The organism is Parabacteroides goldsteinii DSM 19448 = WAL 12034, assembly GCF_000969835.1.
Taxonomy (GTDB): domain Bacteria; phylum Bacteroidota; class Bacteroidia; order Bacteroidales; family Tannerellaceae; genus Parabacteroides; species Parabacteroides goldsteinii.
The window spans coordinates 1310065-1333733 of sequence record NZ_KQ033912.1 but is presented as its reverse complement, the minus strand read 5'-3'; the positions used below and the strand labels follow the sequence as shown (position 1 = coordinate 1333733).

Genomic DNA, 23669 nt, shown 5'->3' with positions numbered 1-23669 from the left:
GGCGGTTCTTTTTGTGCCTGTCTCTCCCTATTAACGGTACAAAAGTGCAATTAAATGAAAAAAAGTGTCGTTTCGTCACGTGAAAACACATAGGTCTTCAAGGCCATAACCTCTCGCCGTACCTTTGTTTCATAATTATTTAAAACAAAATAGTATGGCATTAAAGTATGTAATAAAGAAAACTGTTTTCGGGTTTTTATGTCTTTTTCAAGAAAAAAGTACCCGAATGTTCCCGAATAGTCCCGTATCCTTCCGTAGGTTCCCTTGGCCCCTGACCGGTGTCCTATCTTTGTAACATCATCAAGAAACAAAGCTCTGACGGTGTTTGGATGAAAAAACGGTTGCGATTAGGAACATATATGGCAGTAAACCGATTTATTCCTATTTAAACCTTCTTATCCCGCACTAAACCGCTCTATCCCGTTTTCGTCGGAATAGCCTGTCGTACCTTTGTTTCGTAATCATAAAACAATAATAGTATGGCATTAAAGTATGTAGTTAAGAAAACTGTTTTCGGTTTCGATCAAACCAGGACAGAGAAGTATGTAGCCCGTCCTCTGCTGGCCGGTACAGTGAATTATCCCGAGCTTTATGAACAGGCCGCCAAACGTTGTATGGGAGTGTCGAACAGTGTGATAAGAATGGTTATCGACGATTTAATCAAGGTGTTGGAATGGAATCTGCTCAATCACATGTCGGTGAAGTTGGATGATTTCGGGACGTTTCGTCCGGGACTCGGATGTAAGCCTCAGAGTGAGGAAAAGGATGTGAATGCAGATGTTTTGTGCCGTCGCAAAATAATCTTTACCACAAGCGGAAATTTCAAAAGGATACTGGATAATGCAGGTGTCCGGAAGTCCGAAAAACGATGAATTTGTAGTCTCTTTTTTAATAATCATTTAATAACAAATCAGTATGGCATTAAAGTATGTAGTTAAGAAAACTGTTTTCGGGTTTGATAAAACCAAGGCAGTGAAGTATGTAGCCCGTCCATTGTTGGCAGGTACGGTAGATTATTCCGCTCTTTGCGACCAGGTAACCAAGGTTGGTATGGCGCCCCGTGGCGTAGTGAAAATGGTGACCGATGGTCTGATCGATGCGATCATGTGGAATCTGGAAAATCATTTGTCGGTGAAGCTGGGTGATTTCGGGACGTTCCGTCCTGCTTTCGGCAGCAAGAGCCAGGATACGGAAGAGGCCGTGAATGCGGAAGCTTTGCGCCATCGTAAAATCATTTTTACTCCGGGTTCTTATTTCAAGGGAATGTTGAGTGATGTGAGCATCCAGAAGTTCGAAATTCCCAAAACTGATGAAACAGGCGGTTCTCAGGGCGGCGGTTCGGAAGATCGTCCGGAAATCGAATAGGTTTCGCCGGAGTAAGTAACGTATTAAAGTATCTAAAATATTGCAGTTTCAGAGAAGCAGTGAGAACAGGAAAAAAGCTTCTTTTATGAGTTTTTATTGGGGTCAATACGTTGTTTATTAGAATGTTATTGCGTTTTGATGTCCTGTTTTTATTGCTTTTTACCCCTTTGAGCATAGTATATCTTTGCAGTGTAATCGATTATTTATTGAAAACAAAGAATTCATTATATCCTTTTTTATAATCATTTAAAAATAACTAGTATGGCTTTAAAGTATGTAGTTAAGAAAACTGTTTTCGGGTTTGATAAAACCAAGGCAGTGAAGTATGTAGCCCGCCCATTGTTGGCAGGTACGGTAGATTATTCTGCTCTTTGCGATCAGGTAACCAAGGTTGGTATGGCGCCCCGTGGCGTAGTGAAAATGGTGACTGACGGTCTGATCGATGCTATCATGTGGAATCTGGAAAATCATTTGTCGGTGAAGCTGGGTGATTTCGGGACGTTCCGTCCTGCTTTCGGGAGCAAGAGCCAGGATACGGAAGAGGCTGTAAATGCCGAGGTTTTGCGCCATCGTAAAATCATCTTTACCCCGGGGGCTTATTTCAAGGGTATGTTGAACGAAGTAAGTATCCAGAAGTTCGAAATCCCCAAAACCGATGAAACCGGTTCGGGCAGTAGCGAAGGCGGCGGTTCCGACCGTCCGGAAATCGAATAGGAACTATTCTTTTTCTGATTAACAAAGCAGGCATGGACCGGATAACGGGGGCGTGCCTGTTTTGTTTTAGTAAATATTTATGTGTCTCATACATTCCTATTCGAAAAAAATCACCATATTTGCAGTATGAGCAATTGGGAAAAACAGCAGGAAGTAAAGAAAGAAGGACGGGAAAGGGACAGATCTCGTAGAGAGACATTGGGAAAATATTTTTACGATCTGTCGAAGTTGATGTTTGCTGCAATTGTTTTGGGTGAAATGCTTATTCTTCAAAAGGATATGAGTGATTCTATTAGTTGGCTCATGATTTTGTTTGGTGGTTTGCTAACTTATTTGTTGGCGTGGATTGGTAATAAAATATTAAAATAGATTGTTATGACTGGATTAACATGGTTTTTTGTAGTAGGTTGTGTCGTTGCCGTTGCATTTTTAGCTTGGCTTTATACCAAGCCCGGCAAAAAATGGCTTGAGAATTTGTAACGAAATTTTCTCTTATTATAGAATAGATAAACTACAAGAAACTCCGGGAAGTATCTGTAACAGGATATTTCCCGGAGTTTTTTTATGCCTTTTTCAATAAAAATGCCTGAATGTTCCCGGAAAGTTCCGTCCTGCTATCGGTAGCAAGAGCCAGTACGGAAGAGGCTGTGAATGCCGAGGCTTTGCGTCATCGTAAAATCATCTTTACTCCGGGTACTTATTTCAAGAACATGCTGAGTGAAGTAAACATCCAGAAGTTAGAAATCCCTAAAACCGATGAAACCGGTGGTGCTCCTGACTGCTTGGAGAATTGGCTTTGTCCGTTGATTCCCACCGGTCTTCTTTGTTTTAACATCCTGACCCTTGTAAATCTATCTCAGATTAGCGGTGTAACTATCAATTTTCACTACTTTTCCACATTGCTACTTTTACCCCTTAAATATGAGAATTTGACCTATCCCCACTTGTTTCGGTGTATCCTACATTTGCCGCATAAATCTAATCGGAAAATAAATAAAGGAATAAAATATAGGGTCATGAAATTACAGAATATCTTCGCATTAATCGTTACTTGTAAGTCTGAGAGCGAATTATGTGACATACACAACTCGGAATCGTACTTCTTTTTATTCTGGAACAAAGCCGACTATCAATTGGGCTGGTTTTATCGAGAAAAGAGTGGAAGGTTTTAAGGGAATCATTTTAATAATTTATATCTAAAAAATATCTCTAATGAATAATAATAATAAGGGTAAACATATGAGGTACATTGTCTTTTCCAGGCCTGTCGGTGGTATTGAGCAATTACAATTAGCCACCGATATAGCATCTATAAATAAGACAATAGAGAATGCTTTCGAAAGGTATAATAGCATTTGTTTGCATAATACGAAATTGATTGCAAAGCTTGATTTTCAGTTAGTAGATTGTCATGAGAAATCGCTGATAACTTATTTCACTACCAAATGTCCATATGTAGAAAAAGTTCGATTGATTATTAGTTTTCAAATGCCTTTGGATAATCCGAAAGATCCGTTTTGGGTTTTGAATAATTCTATTCATTTTGTTATTAAATGCAAGGTGGATGCTGATTATATAGAACAACCAAAATTTGTTGAGAGTTCGGAAGGTTATAATGCATATACGTGTACTAATTTTGTCAATTTGGAACAGTTAGTGCTAGATGTTATGATAGATATGGGGGTTGAGTATAAGTTACTACTTAGTGAATATAAGTTACGGTTAGATGATTATTCTTTTATGGATGCAATTAGTAACCGTAAAGCTTCTTTCTTGAAAGTATCAATGGGAAAGGAAATTTCAGAAGAGCAGGCTCCTTATATTTGTTTTTCTTCTTTTTTTAGATCAGCAGAAAACTCTTTTGAATATGATTTATCAGGAATACTTCAATGTTGGACAGCTTTTTTGTTGGAATTAAGTGGTCTGCTTCTGAATTTTCCTAAGATAAGCGAAGTCGAAGATTTAATACGATTTTTATCATCAGAAAAGCAACATGGAGGTTTGCCATTGAAATCTTTGAAAGCTTCTTTTCGTGAAAAATGTATTTATCCCGGTTTTTACCTGTATGTTTGGTTAAGAAAGAGTGTGATAGGAACTTCTAAAGATCGAAAAGTCTCAGTTCAAACTATTTTAGGTGGAAAAGGAGATAAGGTGAATCGTTGTACTATTATTCCATTTACATATTTTTATGTGTTAAACAATGTAAAAGATTTGTTGAGTTATCGGATTTTTGAGTTAGTTAAAAAAGAAAAAAAATAATGAATTAAAATGGCAGATTATATTGCATATATCGATTTGTTGGGAATTAAGGATATGGCAAAATACAGTGTAGATAAATATGCTGCTGCCATGTCTGTTTTCACCGATAAGCTGAAGAGCTGTGCTGTAGACGTATTTGATAAAGATGAAAAATACAAAGATTCACATGTCTACTATTTTTCGGATAGTGCATTTATCAGATGTAAAGAAATTAAGGCAATGTTCATGTATTTGATTTCTTTGCGTAGTGATTTAATAAGTACGGCTTCGCCTTTAATGTTTACAGCAGCTGTAGGGGTCGAACATTTCAATAATAGAACGGGGAAAAGAAGAAATACAGAAAGGGATGAGGTTCATTATACAGACAAGACTAAATATGTGGACGGCGTTTTTTTCGAAACAAAAGAAGCTTGCGAAGTATATGTTTTACAAAACAGTTTTAAAGGGATTGGTATATTTATTGATAATCAAGTACTTGATGTTTGGAGGGATGAGTTGTCAAAGGCTGATTTTGAGAGGGAAAAAGAGCAATACATTTCCAGATCTTTTTACTTTCCATCCATTAATACATCAAATCCGGTCTATTACAATGATTTAAAGTTACAATCCTATGAAATGCACTCTGTTTATTTTCAAAAAGTACTTAAAAGGTATCATAGTGCCAATTTGAAAAGTAAAAAATATGGACGGTATTATTTGTCTTATTTAGCAAACTGGATTTTGAGTGAAATTTCCTCTGATAAGGATATAAAATCAAATATATCTTATATTAATCTGATAGAAAATAAAGATGCCTTGATTGATAATTTAAGAAATAATGCGTATAAATTTGATTTGTTGATCTTTTTTCTCCTTAATGCGTTTATTAATTATAAAGATGTAAAAGGTGTTGATAGCGAGGCTTTCAATAGTATTATTAAATTTATCGTTAGTACATCTTCAACACGAAAATATATAAATGACTTAGCATCAATACCGGAAGGCATTTTATCGACAGATAATCGAGATATTTTTATCGACTTCTATCAAACAATATTGAAAGAAGTTCCGGAAAAAAAGGCTGGAGGTCGAAAAAACGAAAAGAAAAAGAATAAAGAAAAAGAATAAAGATATGATTAAAGTTTCGAGTTCAGGTATAGAAATTTCTTCCGACAGGTATCTTACGGATAATGCTACCGGATTGTTCTTTTGGCTAAATCTGTTTATCTTGATGAAGTTAGATATATTATCTTATTTAAATATTGATAGCCTATCAGGGATAAAGACAATTACAATTGGAGTGCTTTTATTTGTCTTGTCTACTGCAGTAGGTTTAATTATCAGTGTTTTTAGCTATATGTTGTTAGAGTGGCTTTATGTTCAAACTGAAAAGTTTTGGATGAAGTTGAAATGGCCTTTATTGCCGATTCAGTTTGTTGCTATATATGATGAGTTAGTCCAAAAGTATAATTTGAGTTCAGATAATTGTCAAAGTTTTTTTGTTCTGATTGAGGAAGTTTTGATAGCTCAAAAAGTTAATCTTGAACGGTTTTTGATACAAAGAGGAATTCGTGTTTTGTTGCGTAATTTGTCTTTTATATTATTGTTAGATGTCATACTGTGTGCTATCCCATGTACTTGGAATGCTTTTGTGCAATCAGCTGTTCTATTTTTGTGTGCTATAATTTTGCTATTTATTTCCGGTTATATAGGTTTTTTTGCCAATGTGGGATTATTATTGAAATATGAGATAAACAAATAGTTAATAAAAAGGAGAATCTGCAAATGAGATAAAATTTATTATCGAATCTTCCTTTGCCTATTCATAGTCTTTCTGGATCCAGTACCGCCATCTTATTTTTGTATCATAATCAAGAAACAAAGATAGGATGTGTTTTTTTGTGGTCTGTTACTTCCTATTAACGGTACAAAAGTGCACATAAGTACGACTAAAATAAAAAAAGTTCCTGAATAAATGGTGACTGACGGTCTGATTGATGCGATCATGTGGAATCTGGAAAATCATTTGAAGTCAGTTCGGGCGGTGGCGAAGGCGGCGGTTCAGACCGTCCGGAAATCGAATAGGCACTATTCTTTCTCTGATTAACAAAGCAGGCACGGACCGGATAACGGGGTCGTGCCTGTTTTATTATTTCTTAAATGGAAGAATCAGGTTAGGACTAAGATTCATTTATCATTATAATGACCATAGGCATTGACAATAAGTACATCAATTTTATCTTTGTGGATTTCGTAAACCAAGCGATGTTTATCTGTTATTCGGCGTGACCATTTGCCAACGAGATTGCCTCGTAGCTGTTCCGGCTTTCCTGTTCCGATTTCCGGATGTTCCATCAATAGCATCATCAGTGTAAGATAAGTTAAAACTCATAACCCTTCCAATAGTCTGAATAATTCATCTTTCCCACTTATGGTAGTCACTTTTCCGGCCTTTGCTTGTTCGCTAGATTGCAAAATACGGTTTATATTTCTTTCATCGGAAAAAAAAGGATCACCTGATGGACTTGGGTTATTTAAGGCTGCATCAATTGCTTTTGCTTGTTCTAGCAAGACATTTTCCAAATATTTTTTCAAACTTATTCCTTTTGCAGCAGCAGCCATCGCCAAACTTCTAACCGAATCAGATGGAAGATCTACTGCTTTTCGTTGTTTAAATAACTCTGTTGTATTCATATTCTAAATATTATGAGTACAAATATATGCAAAAAATACAATGTGTATATAATGATAATATATGCATAATGTTATTTTAACGATTGCACGATGGAAAGATTTTATCGCTTTCCGGTTCGGGTAGTGGCGAAGGCAATAAATATTTATGTATCTCTCTGATTTGTGTTATAGTATGGCTATATCTTCGAGAGAAAGTCCGGTATATTGGCTGATTGTTTGCGGATCCAAGCCTTTGGCTTTCATGTTAAATGCTATAGCCTTAGTGGCTTTTAGGCTACCTTGTTCAATTCCTTGCTCAATCCCTTCTTCCTTGGCAGCACTTAGGACGTCGTTTTGGATCATTATATTTTCTAAGTGACGGTCGTAGGCTTGACGTTCCTGAGGGGGCATATCGTAATAGCGAAGTTTTTCGCGCGCTTCGGGAAGTCCCGGGGCTTTGGCTTCGGAGGATATTTTCCCGGTTTTCAGGTAAGTGATCCATTCTTCTAAAGGAGTTACGGCAAGTTTATTGAATTCGTTGACACGTATCAGATAGTATTCCGGGAAAATTTTATCCGGTGTTTTTCTGATGATGGCATTCTTTTCTTTCAGACTGATTTCGAGTTCATCATGGGTGTTGAGTCCGCAGAAGCGTGAAGAACCCTTGTAAATATAGTCTTCTCCTTTTCCCATATCGAAATAGATGATACTGATGGAATAGATTTTTTTTACGGATGAGTACGAGTCTCCTATATTAATATGTTCGGTAATTGCTTTCGCTACCCCGTAAAGAATGCGTTCAAGATAATAAATCTCACGTGTGTTTTGTATCTCAATGATGATGATATCGCCTTTACTGTTCTTTGCTTTGATATCGACACGGTTGAATTTATCACTCTCGTCTTCCATGTTTGCTTCACTTTCGAGAATTTCCATGATATGAATATCTTCTTCCAGAAGAGTTTTGAGGAATCCTTCGAGTACGTCGAAATTCGCTTTGTTGCGTAAGAGCCTTTTTGCGGCCCAATCGAATCGGATGTAATTTTCTTCTTTCATAGTTGTATAATATATTGATATTTATAATTATACAAATATACGACATTCTTGGAATACCATTCGCGAAAGTCACTGCTTTTTGAGAATGAAATCCAAGAAAATCGCAACTTTCCCAGATTATGTTTTGTCGGTATTTCTATCCGTAGAGGCGAGGTGAGGTGGTGTTTCTATCAAAACCGGCTAATTTGGTAGAAACACCCTATTAACTTGAAAGACTTGCCTATTATTTGGAATAAAGTAAATAACTACTTTTGTAAACGTTGAAAATCTTTCTTTTTAATTAGATTTGCAGGGTAAATGAAATTATAATAATAATGTATATGAAAAAAGTACTTTTCCTCTTTTTGCTTTTGGCAGGTATGACGAATGTCTATGGACAGAAGTTTGCGGTGAAGTCTAACTTGCTTTACGATGCTACTGCTACCATTAACCTGGGAGTAGAGGTCGGATTGAGCAAAAAGTGGTCGCTGGATTTGTCCGGTAACTATAACGGCTGGATGCTGGGAGACGAAGCTCGTTTTAAACATTGGCTGGTACAGCCGGAAGCACGTTATTGGCTGTGCGAGAAATTTAACGGACATTTCTTCGGTGTGCATGCTCATTATGCTGATTATAATGTGGGTGGTCTGAAGATTCTGGGTGAAAACATGGAAAATCACCGTTATCAGGGACATCTGTATGGGGCAGGTCTGTCGTATGGTTATCAGTGGTTGCTGAGTAGCCGGTGGAGTATGGAAGCTGTGATCGGTGTGGGTTGGGCGCATTTGGAGGACGATAAGTATCCGTGTGCTGTTTGCGGCTCTATCGAGAAAAGCCGTACCAAGGATTATTTCGGCGTGACAAAAGCCGCTCTTTCCTTTATTTATTTCTTTAAATGATCGGGACAATGAAAAACAGAAAGAATATCTATATAGCAGCCGCTTTGTTGGTGGCCGGTGTGGTTCCAACAGGAGCACAAACGGGAAACAGTCCGATCAGTGTCGCTTGCAACGACCTGATGCAGAAAGGGGATTCACTTTATATCGATGCAACAATCCGGGTGAAGGGTGACCTGATCGAATCGCGTAAGTCATTGACATTGACTCCACTGTTGGAAAGTGCAGAACAGAAAGAAGGACTTCCTTCCATATTGCTGAACGGAAAAAATCGTGCAAAAGTTTATAAACGTGAAGTCGCGTTGAAGAACTTGCAAGATGAACCGCGTTATCAGGTTCTTCGGGCCAGTGACGCTTCGGAGCATACTATTCCTTATAAAATGGTGATAGCCTGGGAGCCATGGATGAAAGATGCCCGTTTCATTCTGGCACAGGATCTGTGCGGTTGTGGAAAAGAAGAAGCGGTGGGTCCGTTGCTGATCGCCGATAAGATTCGTATGGCACCGACGGAACGGTATAAGGTGCAGCCGACACTGGCATATATTTCGCCGGAGGCTGAAACTGAGAAACATCGTGCCGAAGTGGGAACTGCTTATCTGGATTTCCAGGTGGGAAAATCGCAGATCTTGCCGGATTTCCGTAATAATGCGTCTGAATTGGATAAGATCAACAGTACGATCCGTTCGGTAACGTCGGATAAGAATATCACTCCGAAGGGTATTATATTAAAAGGTTATGCTTCGCCGGAAGGTTCGTATGCTTCCAACGACCGTTTGTCGGATAACCGTGTGAAGGCTTTGCGCGATTATATCCGTTCGAAGAATGATTTCCCGCAGAGTTTCTTTACGCTGGAAAACGAACCTGAAGACTGGGCCCGTTTCAAAGCGCAGGCAGAGGCTGACTATGATATGCCGGCACGTGACGAAGTGCTTAGTATTATCAACAGTGACTTGCAGCCCGACCAGAAAGAGGCTAAACTACGTGCTTTGAAAAGCGGATCTGCTTTTAGTTATGTTTTGAAAAATATTTTCCCGTCGTTGCGCCGTTCGGAATATCGTATCGACTATACGGTTCGTGAGTTTACGGTAGAAGAAGGTCGTGAGATTATCAAGACCCGTCCGCAACAATTGAGTCTGAGTGAAATGTTTGCCGTAGCCAACAGCTATGAAACGGGAAGCAAGGAATATAATGATGTATTTGAAATTGCTGTACGCATGTACAGTTCTGATCCGGTGGCTAATCTGAATGCTGCTAATATCTCTATAGGAAAAGGTGATTACGAATCCGCTAAAAAATATTTGTCGAAAGCAGGTAATTCGGCTGAAGCAATCCATGCCCGTGGCGTTATAAAATTAATTGAGGGTGATCTTGACGGGGCAGAAACTTTGCTGAAACAGGCAAAAGAAGCCGGTGTGATAGACGCAGCAGCTAATTTGAGAGAATTACAGAAGAAAAGAGATGACAATGCTTTATTTGATAGTTTCAACATGCATAATTGATATGTATACCGTGTGGAATTATAATAAATAGAGTCTATTTTTGCATCAGAATGATTTATGGAAAAGCATAAAAATAATAATATGGAACATGCTGCACAAGTCGAATACGTTTTAGTAAACGAGATTGACAACCAGAACGGAGTGCATCTGTATCTGGAAGGAAATAAATGGTGCGCCTATGAACGTTCCGCTTATTATCTGGCTCAGTTGAAAGTGCCGGTTGTAATAAAGAAGGAAATAGTTCGTGACGGATATGACGTGATTCTGTTGAAAGCTTTTTTTGAAGTGGACGACATGCGTTTGCCTCTTGCTCCGAAGACTATTCTGAAACAAGTGGCTGACGACAAGCTCTTATTTCAGTTGAACGATCAGATCGATGGCTTCCCCGAATGGAAGGCTTGTCAGCTGAATAAATTACCAGCATAAAAGGTGAAGCCGTGAGGCTTCGGTTAAGTATACTAAGTTGTAAAATTGAGGGTGTATTAAGTCCCCGGAAGTGAGTGGTTATCCTTCCGGGGCATTTTTTTTAATTGAAAATTGAAGATTGAAAATTATGCGGGGGACTGGAAATAGACGATTAATCGGGCATCGGGGGATAAGGTGAGGGTAAACTCGGTTCCCAGGGCTTCGTTGAGGGAGCCTTGCCACCAGGAGGTCAGGCGCCGTCGGGTGATGGGCCATCGGAGGCCTTCGGTGGTTATTTCTCCGCAGGGATACATGGAAAAGATGGATATTTGCTGGCCGGGTGTGCATGGTAGCGTTGTTGTCCGGAGGACGGGGATGAAGCGACCGTAATCGGAGAGCATTTCCACGACTTCGAATAGAGGAGCAAAGTCTGTCAGCAAGGAGATATTTCCGAGCGTATGGTCTTCGCGAAGTCCCGTAGCTCCGAGAATCAGTATTTTCCGGTAACCGGAAGCGTGGGCGAAACGTACAGCCTTGGTCAGGTCGTTTATCTCCTGGTCTTCCACGGTATGGATACGGTCGGCATATAGCCGGAGCATTTCCGATGGAATACTGTCCAGGTCGCCGACAATGGCCGACGGGACCAACCCCCTTTCATGAAGGTTCTGCACGGCCCCGTCGCAGGCAATGATGACGGGTGTTGCTTTTAATAATTCCAAAGGCCCCGCTGTTTGCGGAAAACTGCCGTTAGCAACTACTACACAATCATATAATGTTTCCATTTGTATTTAATTCCTTTCTTTAAACTTTATTCTTTTAATTCAGCTTCAATTTCTTCTATTGAAGGCAGGCTTCCCTTGAAGTCTTCCGGACATAGGCGAGTTAGTTCGTATTCCGAGACGCCAATGGGCTGACTAATTCCTTTCAATGAATATTCAGCAATAAAGCTATCTTTATTTTTACATATCAACAGACCTATTGACGGATTATCTGCAGGGTGTTTCAATAAATCATTTACTGCAGTCAGGTAAAAACTTAATTTGCCGGTATATTCTGGTATGAAATCGGTTGCTTTCAACTCGATAACAATATAACATCGTAGTTTTAGATGATAAAAGAGTAAATCCAGATAAAATTCTTTATTACCTACTTTTAAAGGTATCTGGCGGCCTACGTAGGCAAAACCAGCTCCTAACTCAATTAAAAATTTCGTGATATTGTCGGTTAAGGCATTTTCCAGTTCACGTTCTTTATAGCTATCTGTAAGTGTAAGAAAATCGAAATTGTAAGGATCTTTTAGTAATTCCTGGGCCAGGTCACTCTGGACTGTTGGTAACAAACGGGAAAAATTTGATACGGAATGCCTTGTTCGTTGAAATTCTTGTTGTTTGATGTGTTGATCCAGAATACTGCGACTCCAGCCATATTCGATGGTTTTATGGATATAGAACATAGCTTCTTCTGTGGATTTGCATTGAGCAATAATACGAAGATTATGGCCCCAGGGGATTTGGGATACTAACTCTTGAATGTTAAATGTATTTTCTAATTGGCCAACAAGTTGTTGGCCAATTGTAATGCCTTTATAATAAAATAGATACCATTGTTTTATGTATTTGATATTGCTGATAGAGAAACCTTTCATATTAGGAAATTCCTGCTGTAGATCTGAACTTAATTGTTTTATCAAGCCATCCCCCCACTGTGATTGTTCCTGTTTGGAAACAATTTCCTTTCCAAGCTCCCAATATAGGTTGATTAATTCTGTATTAACTTTCAATGCCGCTTTGATTTGGCTGTTTCGTATACGGAATTTAAGATCGGTGAGCCATTGCTTATATTCAATGTCAGATTTAAGAATTACATTCATAAGGTTTTGTTTTTTATAAGTTTGTAATACCTCACAAATGTAGAGTTTATTTTCAACATTTCATATCCGTTCTTTATTTATTCCTTTCTTTTTCCAGGTGAAATATCCGACGATGGCCAATATTGCGTAGCAAATGTACAAAAACATGGTTGGATAGAGGCCACGGAGGTAATAAAGATAAACGGATACGAAATTGACGATTACCCAGAAGATCCAGTGTTCGATGATACGGCGGGCCAGCATCCAGGTGGCTACGATGCCGACGGAGGTGGTGAAGGCGTCGCCCATCGGGATGGGGGAGTCTGTGAAGTTATGGAGTACGTAATATAATAGGGCGTATATAGCGAGGATAGCGGAAGCTATCCCTGCTAATAACGGCCAGGTGATATGACGGTAGAAAATCAGGTCATCGGAGACTTTCTCTTCAGTGACGCTTTTTTTCGTACAGGTCCATTTTTTGAAACCGTAAATGCTGATGGCAACATAGTAGATATTCAGCCCCATATCGGCATATATCTTTGAGAAGAAAAAGACAAATACGTAGACCAGGGAGGTGAGGAAGCCTACTACCCACATTGCTTTATGCTGCCTGATCTCTAATAACAGGTAGAGAAAACCTGTAATGACACCGAAATATTCTAATAGTTGTTCCATAATTTATATTTTTCTAGAACCTGATTGTTACTCTGACCATGGCGTTTGTGCCGGCCTGGGTGAAATAACCGTCGTCTTTGTTGACGATCCCTTTGCTGATGTAGGTATATACCCAGGCGTTTGTTTCGTATTTCTCATTGAAGAGGTTGTTGATGGTGACGTTGACGCCGATCTCCTTGACAAACTTCGGTTTGAAAACGTATCCGACACGCAGGCTGTTCACGAAATAGGGATCGATGGAACGGTCTTTGGTGGAGGTATTGTCGATGTATTGACGGCCTACAAACTGTGAGTTGAAGCTGGCGGAGAATCCTTTCAGGTTGAAATCGAACATGCTGTTGGCGATGATGCCGGGAGAGAAGGCGATGTCGGTTGTTCCCAGATAATAACTTGCCTGGCCTCCGTTATCGAAGTCATCTATATAATGAGTGAAATTCTTTATTTTGTTACGGCTCAGAGTGATGTTTCCGTTCCAGTCCAGCCAGTGGGTGATACTTGCGCCTCCGGTCAGTTCAATTCCCATGCGGTAGCTGTCTTTGATATTGCTGGTCAATGCTTCACCGATTTCGCTGATTTTTCCACTCAGGATCAATTGGTTGTTGTAGTCCATAAAATAAAGATTGGCTCCGGCGCGGAAACGTTGGTTGCCGAAGCTGTAACCGGCTTCGTAGTCGTAGAGTGTTTCGTGAGTAGGACGTTCGTTGACTGCGGCTTCCGTAAAATTGTCGCGATTGGGTTCACGGTTGGCGACGGAGAAAGAGACGAAAGCATTATGACCGCCTTTCTGGAAATTGATACCGGCTTTCGGGTTGAAGAAGTTCCAGTTTTTGTTGACGTAGATTTCCTTACCGGTATTGTCGTCACTTCCTTTGATCGTGTAATGGATGCCACGGTATTGCAGGTCGAGGTATCCGTTCAGGTAGGGGTGGAACCGGTAGTTGCCTTTTACGTAAAAGTTATAATCCAGTTTGTTCCCTCTGTTACGGTAATATTCGTAGTCAGGCGAGGGGAGTGCTTCTGCATTTTTGACCCACATGACACGGCCGAAATGGTCGCCTACATATTTATTGACAGCTGAACCGAAGCTCATCTGGAGACGTTCGGAACGATAGTTCGCACTGTAAACGATACCGTAAAAGTCGTTGTCCAGCCATTTACGGCGGACGAGGTCGGACTTGACGATTGTGTCGCCTTTCCCGTTGATATAAGACTCGGGGAGTTTGTATTTTGTAAATTCTTCATTGGGCTTATAGTCTTCGTAATATCCTTCTCCATGTGTGTAATGGAGTGTCAGGTTCATATTCCACAGGTCGCTCAGTCGCTGACTTGCCATCAGGTGGTAGTTTTGCTGCCGGTAATTGTCTGTCTGGTTGTCGTAGAATTTTTTAACGCCGTTCTCTTTATATTCTCCGCAAGGGTTGTAGGTCCGGTCGCTTTCCAGATAAATGGAAGGGACACCGTTCCAGGCCTGATACGTTTTTTCTATATTGCCGAATGTCTGGAAGCGGACCAGAGTGTTGTCGCCGTAATAGGTGGCTGAGCCGAAATAAGAGTGCATATTGGCTGTTGCCCGGTCGATGTATCCGTCGCTTTGGACGTTGGAGTAGCGGGCGTCGAAAACGAAATGATCCCGGAGTAACCCGGTTCCTGTTTTGACTGAGTTTTTGACGGTTCCGAACGAACCTGCCGAAAGGCTGTATTCGGCATACGGTTTCAGGTCCGGCTTTTGCGTTTGCATGGCGACGGTGGCACCGAAGGCGGCGGCTCCGTTGGTCGATGTCCCGGCTCCCCGTTGTATCTGTATGTTATCGACGGAAGATGCGAAATCGGACATGTTGGCCCAGAAAACGGTGTGAGACTCGGAGTCGTTAACCGGTACGCCGTTGACCGTGATGTTGATGCGGTTGGCGTCTGTGCCGCGGATACGGAAACCCGAATAGCCGATACCTGTCCCGGCGTCCGAAGTCATGATGACGGAAGGGGATTGGGAGATGAGATAGGGGATACCCTGGCCATCGTTTTTGCGGCTGAGTTCGTCTTTGGATACTTCGCTGTAAGCCACCGGAGTACCTTTGGCTACTTTGGTGGCGGTGACGACTACTTCGTCCAGCGATAAGTCACGTGAAATTTTGAGAGAATCGACAGGGTCGGGACGGTTTCCCGCTGCTGCGAATGTTGCCAGAGATCCGGCACAGATAATCAATACACTTTTCATCCTTTTTACCTTAATGTTTAAAAACCTGATAAGTGAATAGGAGAGGTGTGTTGTGTGAAGAAGTATACCATGTTTTACAATTCCCTTCGCCGGCATTATCCGTATCAGGTAATATGGGTATAATCTCAGCCTGCGGCACGTACTGTATCGGTACGTGGCAAGCACCCCTTTGTATTCGGGGTACAAAGATAAGGAAAGTCAGGGAATTGTACAAATGGAAAAAACCGCCGCGAATCACTTCGGGGCGGTTTCGACTCCACAATTTTCCATCAATTATGTTGTAATTATTTACTGTGGATATATCTCTGTTTATTTGTTATTCAACAGTGGTGTACCAATTGCTCTTCATCCAGTTCAAAGGAGCGTACCAGCTGTCTTCCTTACCTCCCAGATGGGCATTCAGGTTGGCTGAGTTATAGTCTTTTTCGTCAGCCGGATACTGGATGCGGTCCAGAGGAAGCGGAGTTGCGACAGACTGCGGGTCGCGTTTGAAATAAATTTCCGGATATCCGGTACGGCGGACAACATTCCATGCTTCATATTCCTGGATAGCACCGTGATGGATCCAACGCTGTGTCAGGATACTCTTTTGCGGATTGCTGGCGTCCCATTGTGTTTCAGCATATGCTTCAACTTCGGCTGCTGAGGGAGGAGTTAACGGATCACGGTAGGTACCGGTTGAATTCAAATCGAAATAGAATTCAGTGGAAAGTTTTATACCGTTGATATATTCGCTCTTGGCATTACCGGTAGCCCAGTTGTTGGCATAGGCCTCCGCCTTCATGAAAGCAACTTCGGCTGCTGTCATCCAGAGTCCCGGGAATCCGGGGTTACGGGTGAAGGTCGATGTATCCAGGGCTGCGTAATATTTAGCCGTACCATGTGTAGAGATACTCATATTCGTTTCCTGTTCCGTGAGTGTTTCAGACGGATCGAGGCCGATATATTCGTTATTCCAGTTACTGTCATACAAGACTTTCAAACGTGGGTCCGGATTATTGGTGTTGGCATTCAATGCGCGTTGCATTGGGCCGGACATGCGGTTGTAAGTTGAATTCTCGATTGCATTTTGCAGGTCGCGGTCAAAATCAAACTGGTCATCGTCGGTTTGTGGCACTGTGATATTATCAGAGTTTAGATCTACCATCGGATAAGTACCGGGATTTTCCAACATGGTTTTGATCGCAGCACGTGCTTCACTTACCAGGTCGCCGTTAGAAGCCAGGTGAGTAGCTACACGTAAACGCAGGGAGTTCACATATTTACGCCATAAGGTGATATCACCGTTGTTCACATAGTCTTCTGCATTCAGGTAAGTACTGGCATTGGCTGTAAGCGAACGGCCGTTGAGGTATGTGTTGACTTCGTCCAGGTCGCTCAGGATCATTCTATACAAATCGATATCCGAGTCGTATTTAGGTTTGGAAGCTTCTACGTCTCCTGTTGCCCATAATGTGCCGGCTTCAGAGAATGGTACTCCACCCCAGGAGGAACAAACTTCATAAAGTTGTTCTTCCATTACCGTACGTCCCAGCAAGAAGAAGATACGATAGTCTTCTTTTTCTTCTTCCGGAAGGTTGTTGAATTCGGTTTCCAACACCCTGTACTGGGTGACAGTGTTGTAGAAGTTTCTCCAACGTTCGTTGAAGTAACCCTGGCCAGCACCGGCAAAGCGGTCTTTACTGTTTGTATGACCGATCACTCCGGAGAATAACCCGGAAGTGGTGGAAGATACGTAATATCTGTAATAGACCGGATTCATCCATGTATTAGAGGCTTGCCATACTCCAACCATCAAGGCCGGGCATGATACCGTCTGTGTCTTTGACGGGTCCTGATATTGATCCGTGAATTTGTCGTCACTACAGGAAGACGTTGCCAGAAGGGCAGCACATCCAAGTGCGAGTGCATATATTTTTTTCATAAATCTTTCAATTTTAATATTCTATATTATTTTTCGTCAATTAGAAGCTTGCACGTAATGAGAAGCCGAATGAACGTGTTGTGGCTGTTGAACCACCAATCTGTGCCTGCGTGATCCAGGTTGTACCGTCTGTACATTCTGCATCGAATTCTTTCAGGCTCTTATAGAAGTAGAACAGGTTACGACCGTATACGGAAACCATCAGGTTCTTACAACCGAATTTGGAAGTGATGTTTTTCGGTAATCTGTAACCAAGGCTCAGTTCACGCATCTTTACATATGAATTCTTCTGTATTGCGTTTTCGTAGGTGATGTTTCCGGAATATCCCCAACCGTATTGGTTGTAATATGATTCACCGGCAGTGATGATCGTATTGTTCGGAGTACCGTCCTGCTTAACACCCGGCTGGATTACACCGTTATCGTAAACCATGTTACCGTTAACTGTAGATCCGGCAGGCTGGTCTGTCAAATGACGTTTTGAAGGGTCTGACAGGTCGTTGCCGTCTGCATACCAGGTAAGACCGCCACGTGAAGCGTCACGGTTATCCAATGTACAATCCAGGATACCGAGTTCGGTCATATACTGGTAAGGCAAGTTCAATACGTCACCACCAATACGGAAGTCGATAGTGGCATCCAGATAGAAATCTTTATAGTTCAATGAAGTGCTGATGCCTCCGACAACTTTCGGCATGGCGTTACCTGCTCTCTGGCGTTCTGTATAGTCTACGATATACAGACCGTTATCACCAACGACTTTGTTTCCGTTCTCGTCTTTTACCGTACCGTAAACATACCAGTCACCCATCGGGCGTCCTACTCTGGATTGCAGCACTGCGGCTCCGTTATCAACAGTAGAATGGTCGATAGAGTTGATACCGTCTATCAGTTTTGTTACTTCGTTCTTGTTCCATGACCAGTTGGCACGAATATCCCAGTTCCAGTCTTTAGTCTGGATAACTGTACCATACAGAGACATTTCAACACCGGCGTTCTTTAATTCACCGACATTCATCCAGATGGAAGTACCTCCTGAAGATGCTGATGTTGTAGTCTGAAGGATCTGGTCTTTTACTGTATTCTGGTAATAAGAAAGTTCGAAGCCCAAACGGTTGCCGAGGAATTTGTTTTCCCAACCCAATTCGAATTCGTATTTCTGTTCCGGTTGTATCTCATTGTTTCCAAGTGCCTGTGGAACCTGATTGTAGATATAACTGCCTACAGCGCTCTGGTTGTAACCGGTAGCTGCTTTATATATTTCCGGGGCGTTACCTACAACACCGTAGCTAAGACGAATTTTACCATAATCCAGCCATTCGGGTTTATTATCTTTCAGCAAAGATGAATAAATGACGCTACCGTTCACAGAAGGATAAACGAATGTGTTGGATCCGGGGTACAACGTAGATGTTTTTTCCTGACGCACAGTTCCTTCCACATAAGCCCAACTGTCGTAACCGAAAGAAGCTGTAGCAAAGAAGGCTTGTTTTAACAGCGATGCTTTTTTCATCGATGGATTTGCCGGTGTTAATCCGGAAGAGTTCAGGTGGAACCAGTTTTCAACACTCAGACCTCCGCGGGTACTCACTGAGGTGTCGAACTGACTTTCCTGACGGGCAGACCAACCTGCGGTTGCAGCAACATTGTATTTTTCAGCAAATGTACGGTCAAACATCAACATGATATCACCGTAATAGATCTCATACTTTGAATTTTTCAATGAATAGGATCCGGTATAGTTGCCCGGCTGTCTGAATACGTTCGGAGTTTCCGTTGAGTTCTTATTCTCAATTACATTGTACGTCAAGTCTGTTGACAGACGGCCGCGTGCGGTCAAACCCGGAATGATTTCCCAACTTGGCGTTACACTCGCGATGAAACGGTTATTGTCTTCCAACTGTTCTTTACCTAAGATATTCCAGAAATACTCTGAAGACATCTGATAGTTGGCCGGATTCCAGTCCCAGGCTTCATCAGGAGTCAGTGTATTGCTGGTATAAGGGACGTTCATGTATCCCAAGCTGGTAACAGTGCTGTTCTTCATTGCTGCGATGTCATCATATCCGGTGAACATACCTGCATAGTTTGTCAACAAGCGGCTGATACGGTAAGCACGGTTTTTAACATGCTGGCGCATATAGTTTGCCGAGTAATCCACTTTTAAGTTTTTCAGGATATTGGCGCTACCAGAAAGAGCAAAGTTGTGCTTGTTGTTGTGCGAGTTCAACTGTGTCGGCGTATTATCCATATAGGTATAGGAGAAACGCAGGTTGCCTTTTTCCGTTCCGTTGGTAATGGCCAGGTTATAAGTCTGGTTGATACCTGTCTGGAAAACATCATTCCACTGGTTGTGGTCGATAGGTGCGTAAGTACGAATAGCCCCGTTATAATTGTATAATTGGGTGGTATAGTCGTATGGACGTCCCCATGAATAATACGTATTACGCGGAGAGATTACCTGGTTTCCGTTACGGTCTGTACGCGTATTCTGAAAACCGGTTTGCTGTTCGAATTCACTTGCGGTGGCCAACAGGGCATTGTCATATCCCGGACCGAATTCTTTCTGGATGCTCGGCATGTAGGCTACTTTGTCAAAGCTTACATTTGCACTGAAGTCTACACCGAGACCACTTTGGCCTTTACCGCTTTTAGAGGTAATCATCACAACACCGTTGGCTGCTTCAGATCCGTACAGGGCAGATGCGGCGGCACCTTTCAGGATAGAGATGCTTTCGATATCTTCCGGGTTGATGTCCACCATACCGTTGGATTCTACACGCTGGTTAGTCCAGTAACCGTCTTTGTTGGCGTCGCCGTTGTGGATGGGCACACCGTCCATTACGATCAGCGGCTGTGTCGTACCGGTGATAGAAGACAGACCACGTACGGAGATGGATACGGAGGAAGTACCACCACCCGGAGCTGCCTGGATGCGCACACCTGAAGCCTTACCGTACAATGATGTGGCGAAGTCCGGAGTACCCGTTTTGATCAACTCTCCGGCATCGATTGTACTTACGGCATAACCTAGTTTTTTGGCGTCTTTCTTGATACCCATGGCGGTAACGACTACCTCGTCCAGTTTTTGAGTATCTTCAGCCAGTAGGACTGATAAGGAAGATTGACCGGTGTATGTCACTTCCTTTGTTGCATACCCGATGAAAGAAATCTGGATGACGCTTCCGTTCTTTACATCGCTCAGGCTAAAATTACCTTCTGTGTCGGTAATTGTGCCGTTTGTGGTTCCTTTCACGACTACAGATGCTCCGGCGATCGGGCCGAATTCATCTTCTACGGTACCGGTAACTTTCCCGTTCTGCTGGGAAATCGCGGTTTCATGCTTCTCTGGCGCAAAGTTAGCGGATGCACTTACGGGAAGTGTCATGGCTCCTGCGACAAGAATCAAGCTGACAGGTTTGAAGTTTTTCAACATAATAATTGATTTTATTAATAAATGAGGCGTTCTCTTTGTCCCCCTTCTTTTTCTTTTACTCTATTTTGTTTAAAATGTGTATAGAAAACTTTAGATCCTGACGTTTAATAGTTGGCGAATTCATAGTCCTAAAAGAACTCACGTGCTTTTATTATGTTGATGAATTGGGTTTAATTTGCATATTATCAGTTTGTTAAGTATGTATTGGGCTTGGTGTGTATTCGGCCTGTTGGAATTTGAAAAAATCAGAGATATATCAGAATGAAAAAATTAGTCCGTTTATGTCTGAATTATTGAAAAAAGCGCCTGTTTTTAACACAATCCCCTGTTTTATGAAGAAAATTAACAGTTAGTTCCCGGATAACAGATTGTTCTTCTACTGCGGTTCAATATTAATATCTGAGCTGCTTTTTGTGGTTATATGACATATATATAGTGATTTATGGAAGATATTTATACCGCCTGAAAAGGTCGTATTGTGCAATGTTTTCTTTTTTAACAATATGTATCGCTTTAATGTTTATTTTATATATTGATAAATAAATCTTCGCGATTTTTAGGATTGAGATATGAAAAAATATTATTTACGGTTAGTTAGGGGCATAATTGTTGGCGATATGTTAAAAAACGGACTATCAATCATTTTTTTTAAACAAAATGCAATATATTGAAACAATTATTCCATATATTTGCACTGTAATAATTGTATAGAGTTCTTTTAGAACTACGTTATATATCAATGAATTAAAGTCCTTTCCAGCCTTGTTTTTTATGTTTTCACCGGAATTCTCCCATTGTTTTAATTTCCTAAAAGATGTAACCTATGTTAAGTATTGAGATAAAGAGAGTTTATCTTAGGCTGCAAAACGAACTTTTCTGATAAAAAGATTGTATTTGTTTGAAAACTCACTGATTATTTGTATATTTGCGGGCGATTAAGCGAAGATGAGGAGGGGGCGGGTAGTCCCCTTCTTTTGTTCTTAACAGTATGTTTATGATTGAAAAGGGAGTAATAACTCAGTTGGTTGAAGAGAAATTGGCTTCTTCCGACAATTATTTGGTTGACGTAGTAGTTAAGCCGGGAAACCTTATTATTATTGAGATTGATAATGATGAGGCAGTTTGCATTGATGATTGTGTGGAATTGAGCCGGTATGTAGAGGAACATCTGGACCGGGATGTGGAAGACTTCGAACTGGAAGTCGGTTCGGCAGGAGTTACCTCTCCTTTTAAAGTGCTTCGTCAATATGTAAAGAATATAGGGAACGAAGTGGAGATGCTGCTGAAAAGCGGTGTGAAACTGACCGGAGTATTGAAATCGGCTGACGAGAACGGTGTTGTAGTTACCGTTGAAAAGCAGGTAAAACCTGATGGTGCCAAACGCAAAGTTACTGTCCGGGAAGATCAATCCTATACATTCGAAGAAATAAAATATACAAAATACCTAATAAGATTCAAGTAAAGAAAGATTATGGCCAAGAAAGAGGAAACAATCAGTATGATTGACACACTTGCGGAGTTCAAGGAGTTGAAGAATATAGATAAGGATACGATGATCAGCGTGCTGGAAGATTCCTTCCGTAACGTAATCGCTAAAATGTTCGGTACGGATGAGAACTACGACGTAATTATCAACCCTGAAAAAGGTGACTTCGAGATCTGGAGAAACCGCACGGTTGTGGCTGATGACGAACTGGAAGATCCGAATCTGCAACTTACGTTGACCGAGGCCCGTAAGATCGATGCCGACTGTGAAGTAGGAGAAGAAGTAACCGATGAGGTTCATTTCGCCGATTTCGGACGTCGTGCCATCCTGAACCTGCGTCAGACGCTGGCTTCAAAGATTCTTGAATTGCAGAAGGATAGTTTGTATGCTAAATATAAAGATAAAATAGGTACAATCGTAGCAGCTGATGTATATCAGGTGTGGAAGAAAGAGATCCTGTTGCTGGATGACGAGGGTAATGAGTTGCTGCTCCCGAAATCAGAACAGATCCCTTCCGATTTCTATCGCAAAGGTGAAACCGTACGTGCGGTTGTACAAAAGGTGGATAATTATAATAATAATCCGAAGATTATCCTGTCCCGTACAGATAAAATGTTCCTGCAACGTTTGTTCGAACTGGAGGTTCCCGAAATTAATGACGGCCTGATCCTGATCAAGGCTATCGCGCGTATCCCGGGAGAAAGAGCAAAAGTGGCCGTTGAGTCATACGATGACCGTATCGACCCGGTAGGTGCCTGCGTAGGAATGAAAGGTTCTCGTATCCACGGAATTGTGCGTGAGTTGAGAAACGAGAACATCGATGTTATTAATTATACATCCAATGCGTCGCTGTTTATCCAGCGTGCATTAAGCCCGGCTAAAATTTCCTCTATACGAGTGAACGAAGAAGAACATAAGGCAGAGGTTTATCTTCGTCCTGAAGAAGTATCACTGGCTATCGGTAAAGGCGGTTTGAATATTAAACTGGCCTGTATGTTGACTGAATACACGATCGATGTATTCCGTGATGTGGAAGGAGCCGACGAGGAAGATATTTATCTGGATGAATTTACAGATGAAATTGATAGCTGGGTAATCGACGCACTGAAGAATATCGGTTGTTATACGGCCAAGAGCGTGCTTGCTTTGAGCCGTGAAGAACTTATTGAACGTGCCGACCTTGAAGAAACAACAGTCGACGAGGTACTTGCTATCTTATCTGCCGAATTTGAAGATGAAAGTCAGGAATAAAGTATTAC

22 protein-coding genes and 1 riboswitch are annotated in these 23669 nt (G+C 41.4%); of the genes, 13 read left to right on the top strand and 9 right to left on the bottom strand.

Annotated elements, in window-relative coordinates; all coding sequences use genetic code 11:
- Positions 1 to 479 precede the first annotated feature (479 nt).
- The 8 genes from HMPREF1535_RS05115 to HMPREF1535_RS05080 all read left to right on the top strand — a co-directional run bounded on the left by HMPREF1535_RS05115 (position 480) and on the right by HMPREF1535_RS05080 (position 6079).
- The gene (locus HMPREF1535_RS05115) at positions 480 to 872 is read left to right on the top strand and encodes an HU family DNA-binding protein (RefSeq protein WP_046145477.1); all 393 of its coding nucleotides are present in this window, start codon (positions 480 to 482) and stop codon (positions 870 to 872) included.
- Positions 873 to 915: 43 nt separating this feature from the next.
- Positions 916 to 1365, top strand: coding sequence for an HU family DNA-binding protein (locus tag HMPREF1535_RS05110; RefSeq protein WP_010801736.1), 450 nt, complete (start codon positions 916 to 918; stop codon positions 1363 to 1365).
- Positions 1366 to 1626: 261 nt separating this feature from the next.
- Complete coding sequence (locus HMPREF1535_RS05105) at positions 1627 to 2079, top strand: HU family DNA-binding protein (RefSeq protein ID WP_010801737.1); 453 nt, start codon at positions 1627 to 1629, stop codon at positions 2077 to 2079.
- Positions 2080 to 2205: 126 nt separating this feature from the next.
- Positions 2206 to 2448 carry a DUF6722 family protein gene (locus tag HMPREF1535_RS05100; protein ID WP_046145476.1) on the top strand — a complete coding sequence of 81 codons (243 nt, stop codon included), beginning with the start codon at positions 2206 to 2208 and terminating at the stop codon, positions 2446 to 2448.
- A gap of 221 nt (positions 2449 to 2669) precedes the next feature.
- Positions 2670 to 3251, top strand: coding sequence for a hypothetical protein (locus HMPREF1535_RS26190; RefSeq protein ID WP_235438477.1), 582 nt, complete (start codon positions 2670 to 2672; stop codon positions 3249 to 3251).
- Between the two features lie 40 nt (positions 3252 to 3291).
- A complete protein-coding gene (locus HMPREF1535_RS05090; protein WP_046145475.1) occupies positions 3292 to 4338 on the top strand; it encodes a hypothetical protein in 1047 nt (348 codons plus the stop codon).
- 9 nt (positions 4339 to 4347) lie between these two features.
- Positions 4348 to 5445, top strand: a complete 1098-nt coding sequence (locus HMPREF1535_RS05085; RefSeq protein WP_046145474.1) for a hypothetical protein — start codon at positions 4348 to 4350, stop codon at positions 5443 to 5445.
- Positions 5446 to 5449: 4 nt separating this feature from the next.
- Complete coding sequence (locus HMPREF1535_RS05080) at positions 5450 to 6079, top strand: hypothetical protein (protein WP_046145473.1); 630 nt, start codon at positions 5450 to 5452, stop codon at positions 6077 to 6079.
- A 425-nt stretch (positions 6080 to 6504) separates the two neighbouring features.
- Here the strand turns inward: HMPREF1535_RS05080 and HMPREF1535_RS05075 are convergent, their stop codons facing one another.
- The 3 genes from HMPREF1535_RS05075 to HMPREF1535_RS05065 form a co-directional block, all read right to left on the bottom strand.
- On the bottom strand, positions 6505 to 6672 hold the full coding sequence (locus tag HMPREF1535_RS05075; RefSeq protein ID WP_282097433.1) for a Txe/YoeB family addiction module toxin: 168 nt from the start codon (positions 6670 to 6672) through the stop codon (positions 6505 to 6507).
- A 33-nt stretch (positions 6673 to 6705) separates the two neighbouring features.
- A complete protein-coding gene (locus HMPREF1535_RS05070; protein ID WP_007655283.1) occupies positions 6706 to 7011 on the bottom strand; it encodes a hypothetical protein in 306 nt (101 codons plus the stop codon).
- Positions 7012 to 7176: 165 nt separating this feature from the next.
- Positions 7177 to 8046, bottom strand: coding sequence for an Rpn family recombination-promoting nuclease/putative transposase (locus tag HMPREF1535_RS05065; RefSeq protein ID WP_046145472.1), 870 nt, complete (start codon positions 8044 to 8046; stop codon positions 7177 to 7179).
- Between the two features lie 320 nt (positions 8047 to 8366).
- Here HMPREF1535_RS05065 and HMPREF1535_RS05060 point away from each other — a divergent pair, with 320 nt between their 5' ends.
- Genes HMPREF1535_RS05060 through HMPREF1535_RS05050 form a run of 3 tightly spaced genes read left to right on the top strand, consistent with a single transcriptional unit; the run spans position 8367 to position 10846 of the window.
- Positions 8367 to 8924, top strand: a complete 558-nt coding sequence (locus HMPREF1535_RS05060; protein ID WP_046146413.1) for a DUF3575 domain-containing protein — start codon at positions 8367 to 8369, stop codon at positions 8922 to 8924.
- An 8-nt stretch (positions 8925 to 8932) separates the two neighbouring features.
- Positions 8933 to 10420 carry a DUF3868 domain-containing protein gene (locus HMPREF1535_RS05055; RefSeq protein ID WP_046146412.1) on the top strand — a complete coding sequence of 496 codons (1488 nt, stop codon included), beginning with the start codon at positions 8933 to 8935 and terminating at the stop codon, positions 10418 to 10420.
- Positions 10421 to 10477: 57 nt separating this feature from the next.
- Positions 10478 to 10846, top strand: a complete 369-nt coding sequence (locus tag HMPREF1535_RS05050; protein WP_224263558.1) for a hypothetical protein — start codon at positions 10478 to 10480, stop codon at positions 10844 to 10846.
- Positions 10847 to 10971: 125 nt separating this feature from the next.
- Here HMPREF1535_RS05050 and HMPREF1535_RS05045 read toward each other — a convergent pair whose 3' ends face one another.
- The 6 genes from HMPREF1535_RS05045 to HMPREF1535_RS05020 form a co-directional block, all read right to left on the bottom strand.
- Positions 10972 to 11607 carry a thiamine diphosphokinase gene (locus tag HMPREF1535_RS05045; RefSeq protein ID WP_046145471.1) on the bottom strand — a complete coding sequence of 212 codons (636 nt, stop codon included), beginning with the start codon at positions 11605 to 11607 and terminating at the stop codon, positions 10972 to 10974.
- Positions 11608 to 11633: 26 nt separating this feature from the next.
- Positions 11634 to 12695, bottom strand: a complete 1062-nt coding sequence (locus HMPREF1535_RS05040; protein WP_046145470.1) for a PDDEXK nuclease domain-containing protein — start codon at positions 12693 to 12695, stop codon at positions 11634 to 11636.
- Between the two features lie 60 nt (positions 12696 to 12755).
- The gene (gene pnuC, locus HMPREF1535_RS05035; RefSeq protein ID WP_010801817.1) at positions 12756 to 13349 is read right to left on the bottom strand and encodes a nicotinamide riboside transporter PnuC; all 594 of its coding nucleotides are present in this window, start codon (positions 13347 to 13349) and stop codon (positions 12756 to 12758) included.
- Between the two features lie 13 nt (positions 13350 to 13362).
- Positions 13363 to 15564 carry a TonB-dependent receptor gene (locus HMPREF1535_RS05030; RefSeq protein ID WP_046145469.1) on the bottom strand — a complete coding sequence of 734 codons (2202 nt, stop codon included), beginning with the start codon at positions 15562 to 15564 and terminating at the stop codon, positions 13363 to 13365.
- A 63-nt stretch (positions 15565 to 15627) separates the two neighbouring features.
- A riboswitch (TPP riboswitch) is annotated at positions 15628 to 15743 on the bottom strand.
- 137 nt (positions 15744 to 15880) lie between these two features.
- Entirely contained in the window at positions 15881 to 17488 is a 1608-nt protein-coding gene (locus tag HMPREF1535_RS05025) for a SusD/RagB family nutrient-binding outer membrane lipoprotein (RefSeq protein WP_046145468.1), read from the bottom strand.
- A 40-nt stretch (positions 17489 to 17528) separates the two neighbouring features.
- Positions 17529 to 20924 carry a SusC/RagA family TonB-linked outer membrane protein gene (locus tag HMPREF1535_RS05020; RefSeq protein WP_046145467.1) on the bottom strand — a complete coding sequence of 1132 codons (3396 nt, stop codon included), beginning with the start codon at positions 20922 to 20924 and terminating at the stop codon, positions 17529 to 17531.
- Positions 20925 to 21918: 994 nt separating this feature from the next.
- On the opposite strand from HMPREF1535_RS05020, the gene rimP reads away from it, so the two are divergent.
- The gene (rimP, locus tag HMPREF1535_RS05015) at positions 21919 to 22386 is read left to right on the top strand and encodes a ribosome assembly cofactor RimP (protein ID WP_173012337.1); all 468 of its coding nucleotides are present in this window, start codon (positions 21919 to 21921) and stop codon (positions 22384 to 22386) included.
- A 9-nt stretch (positions 22387 to 22395) separates the two neighbouring features.
- Positions 22396 to 23661 carry a transcription termination factor NusA gene (nusA, locus tag HMPREF1535_RS05010; RefSeq protein ID WP_007655272.1) on the top strand — a complete coding sequence of 422 codons (1266 nt, stop codon included), beginning with the start codon at positions 22396 to 22398 and terminating at the stop codon, positions 23659 to 23661.
- The last annotated feature ends 8 nt before the right edge of the window (positions 23662 to 23669 follow it).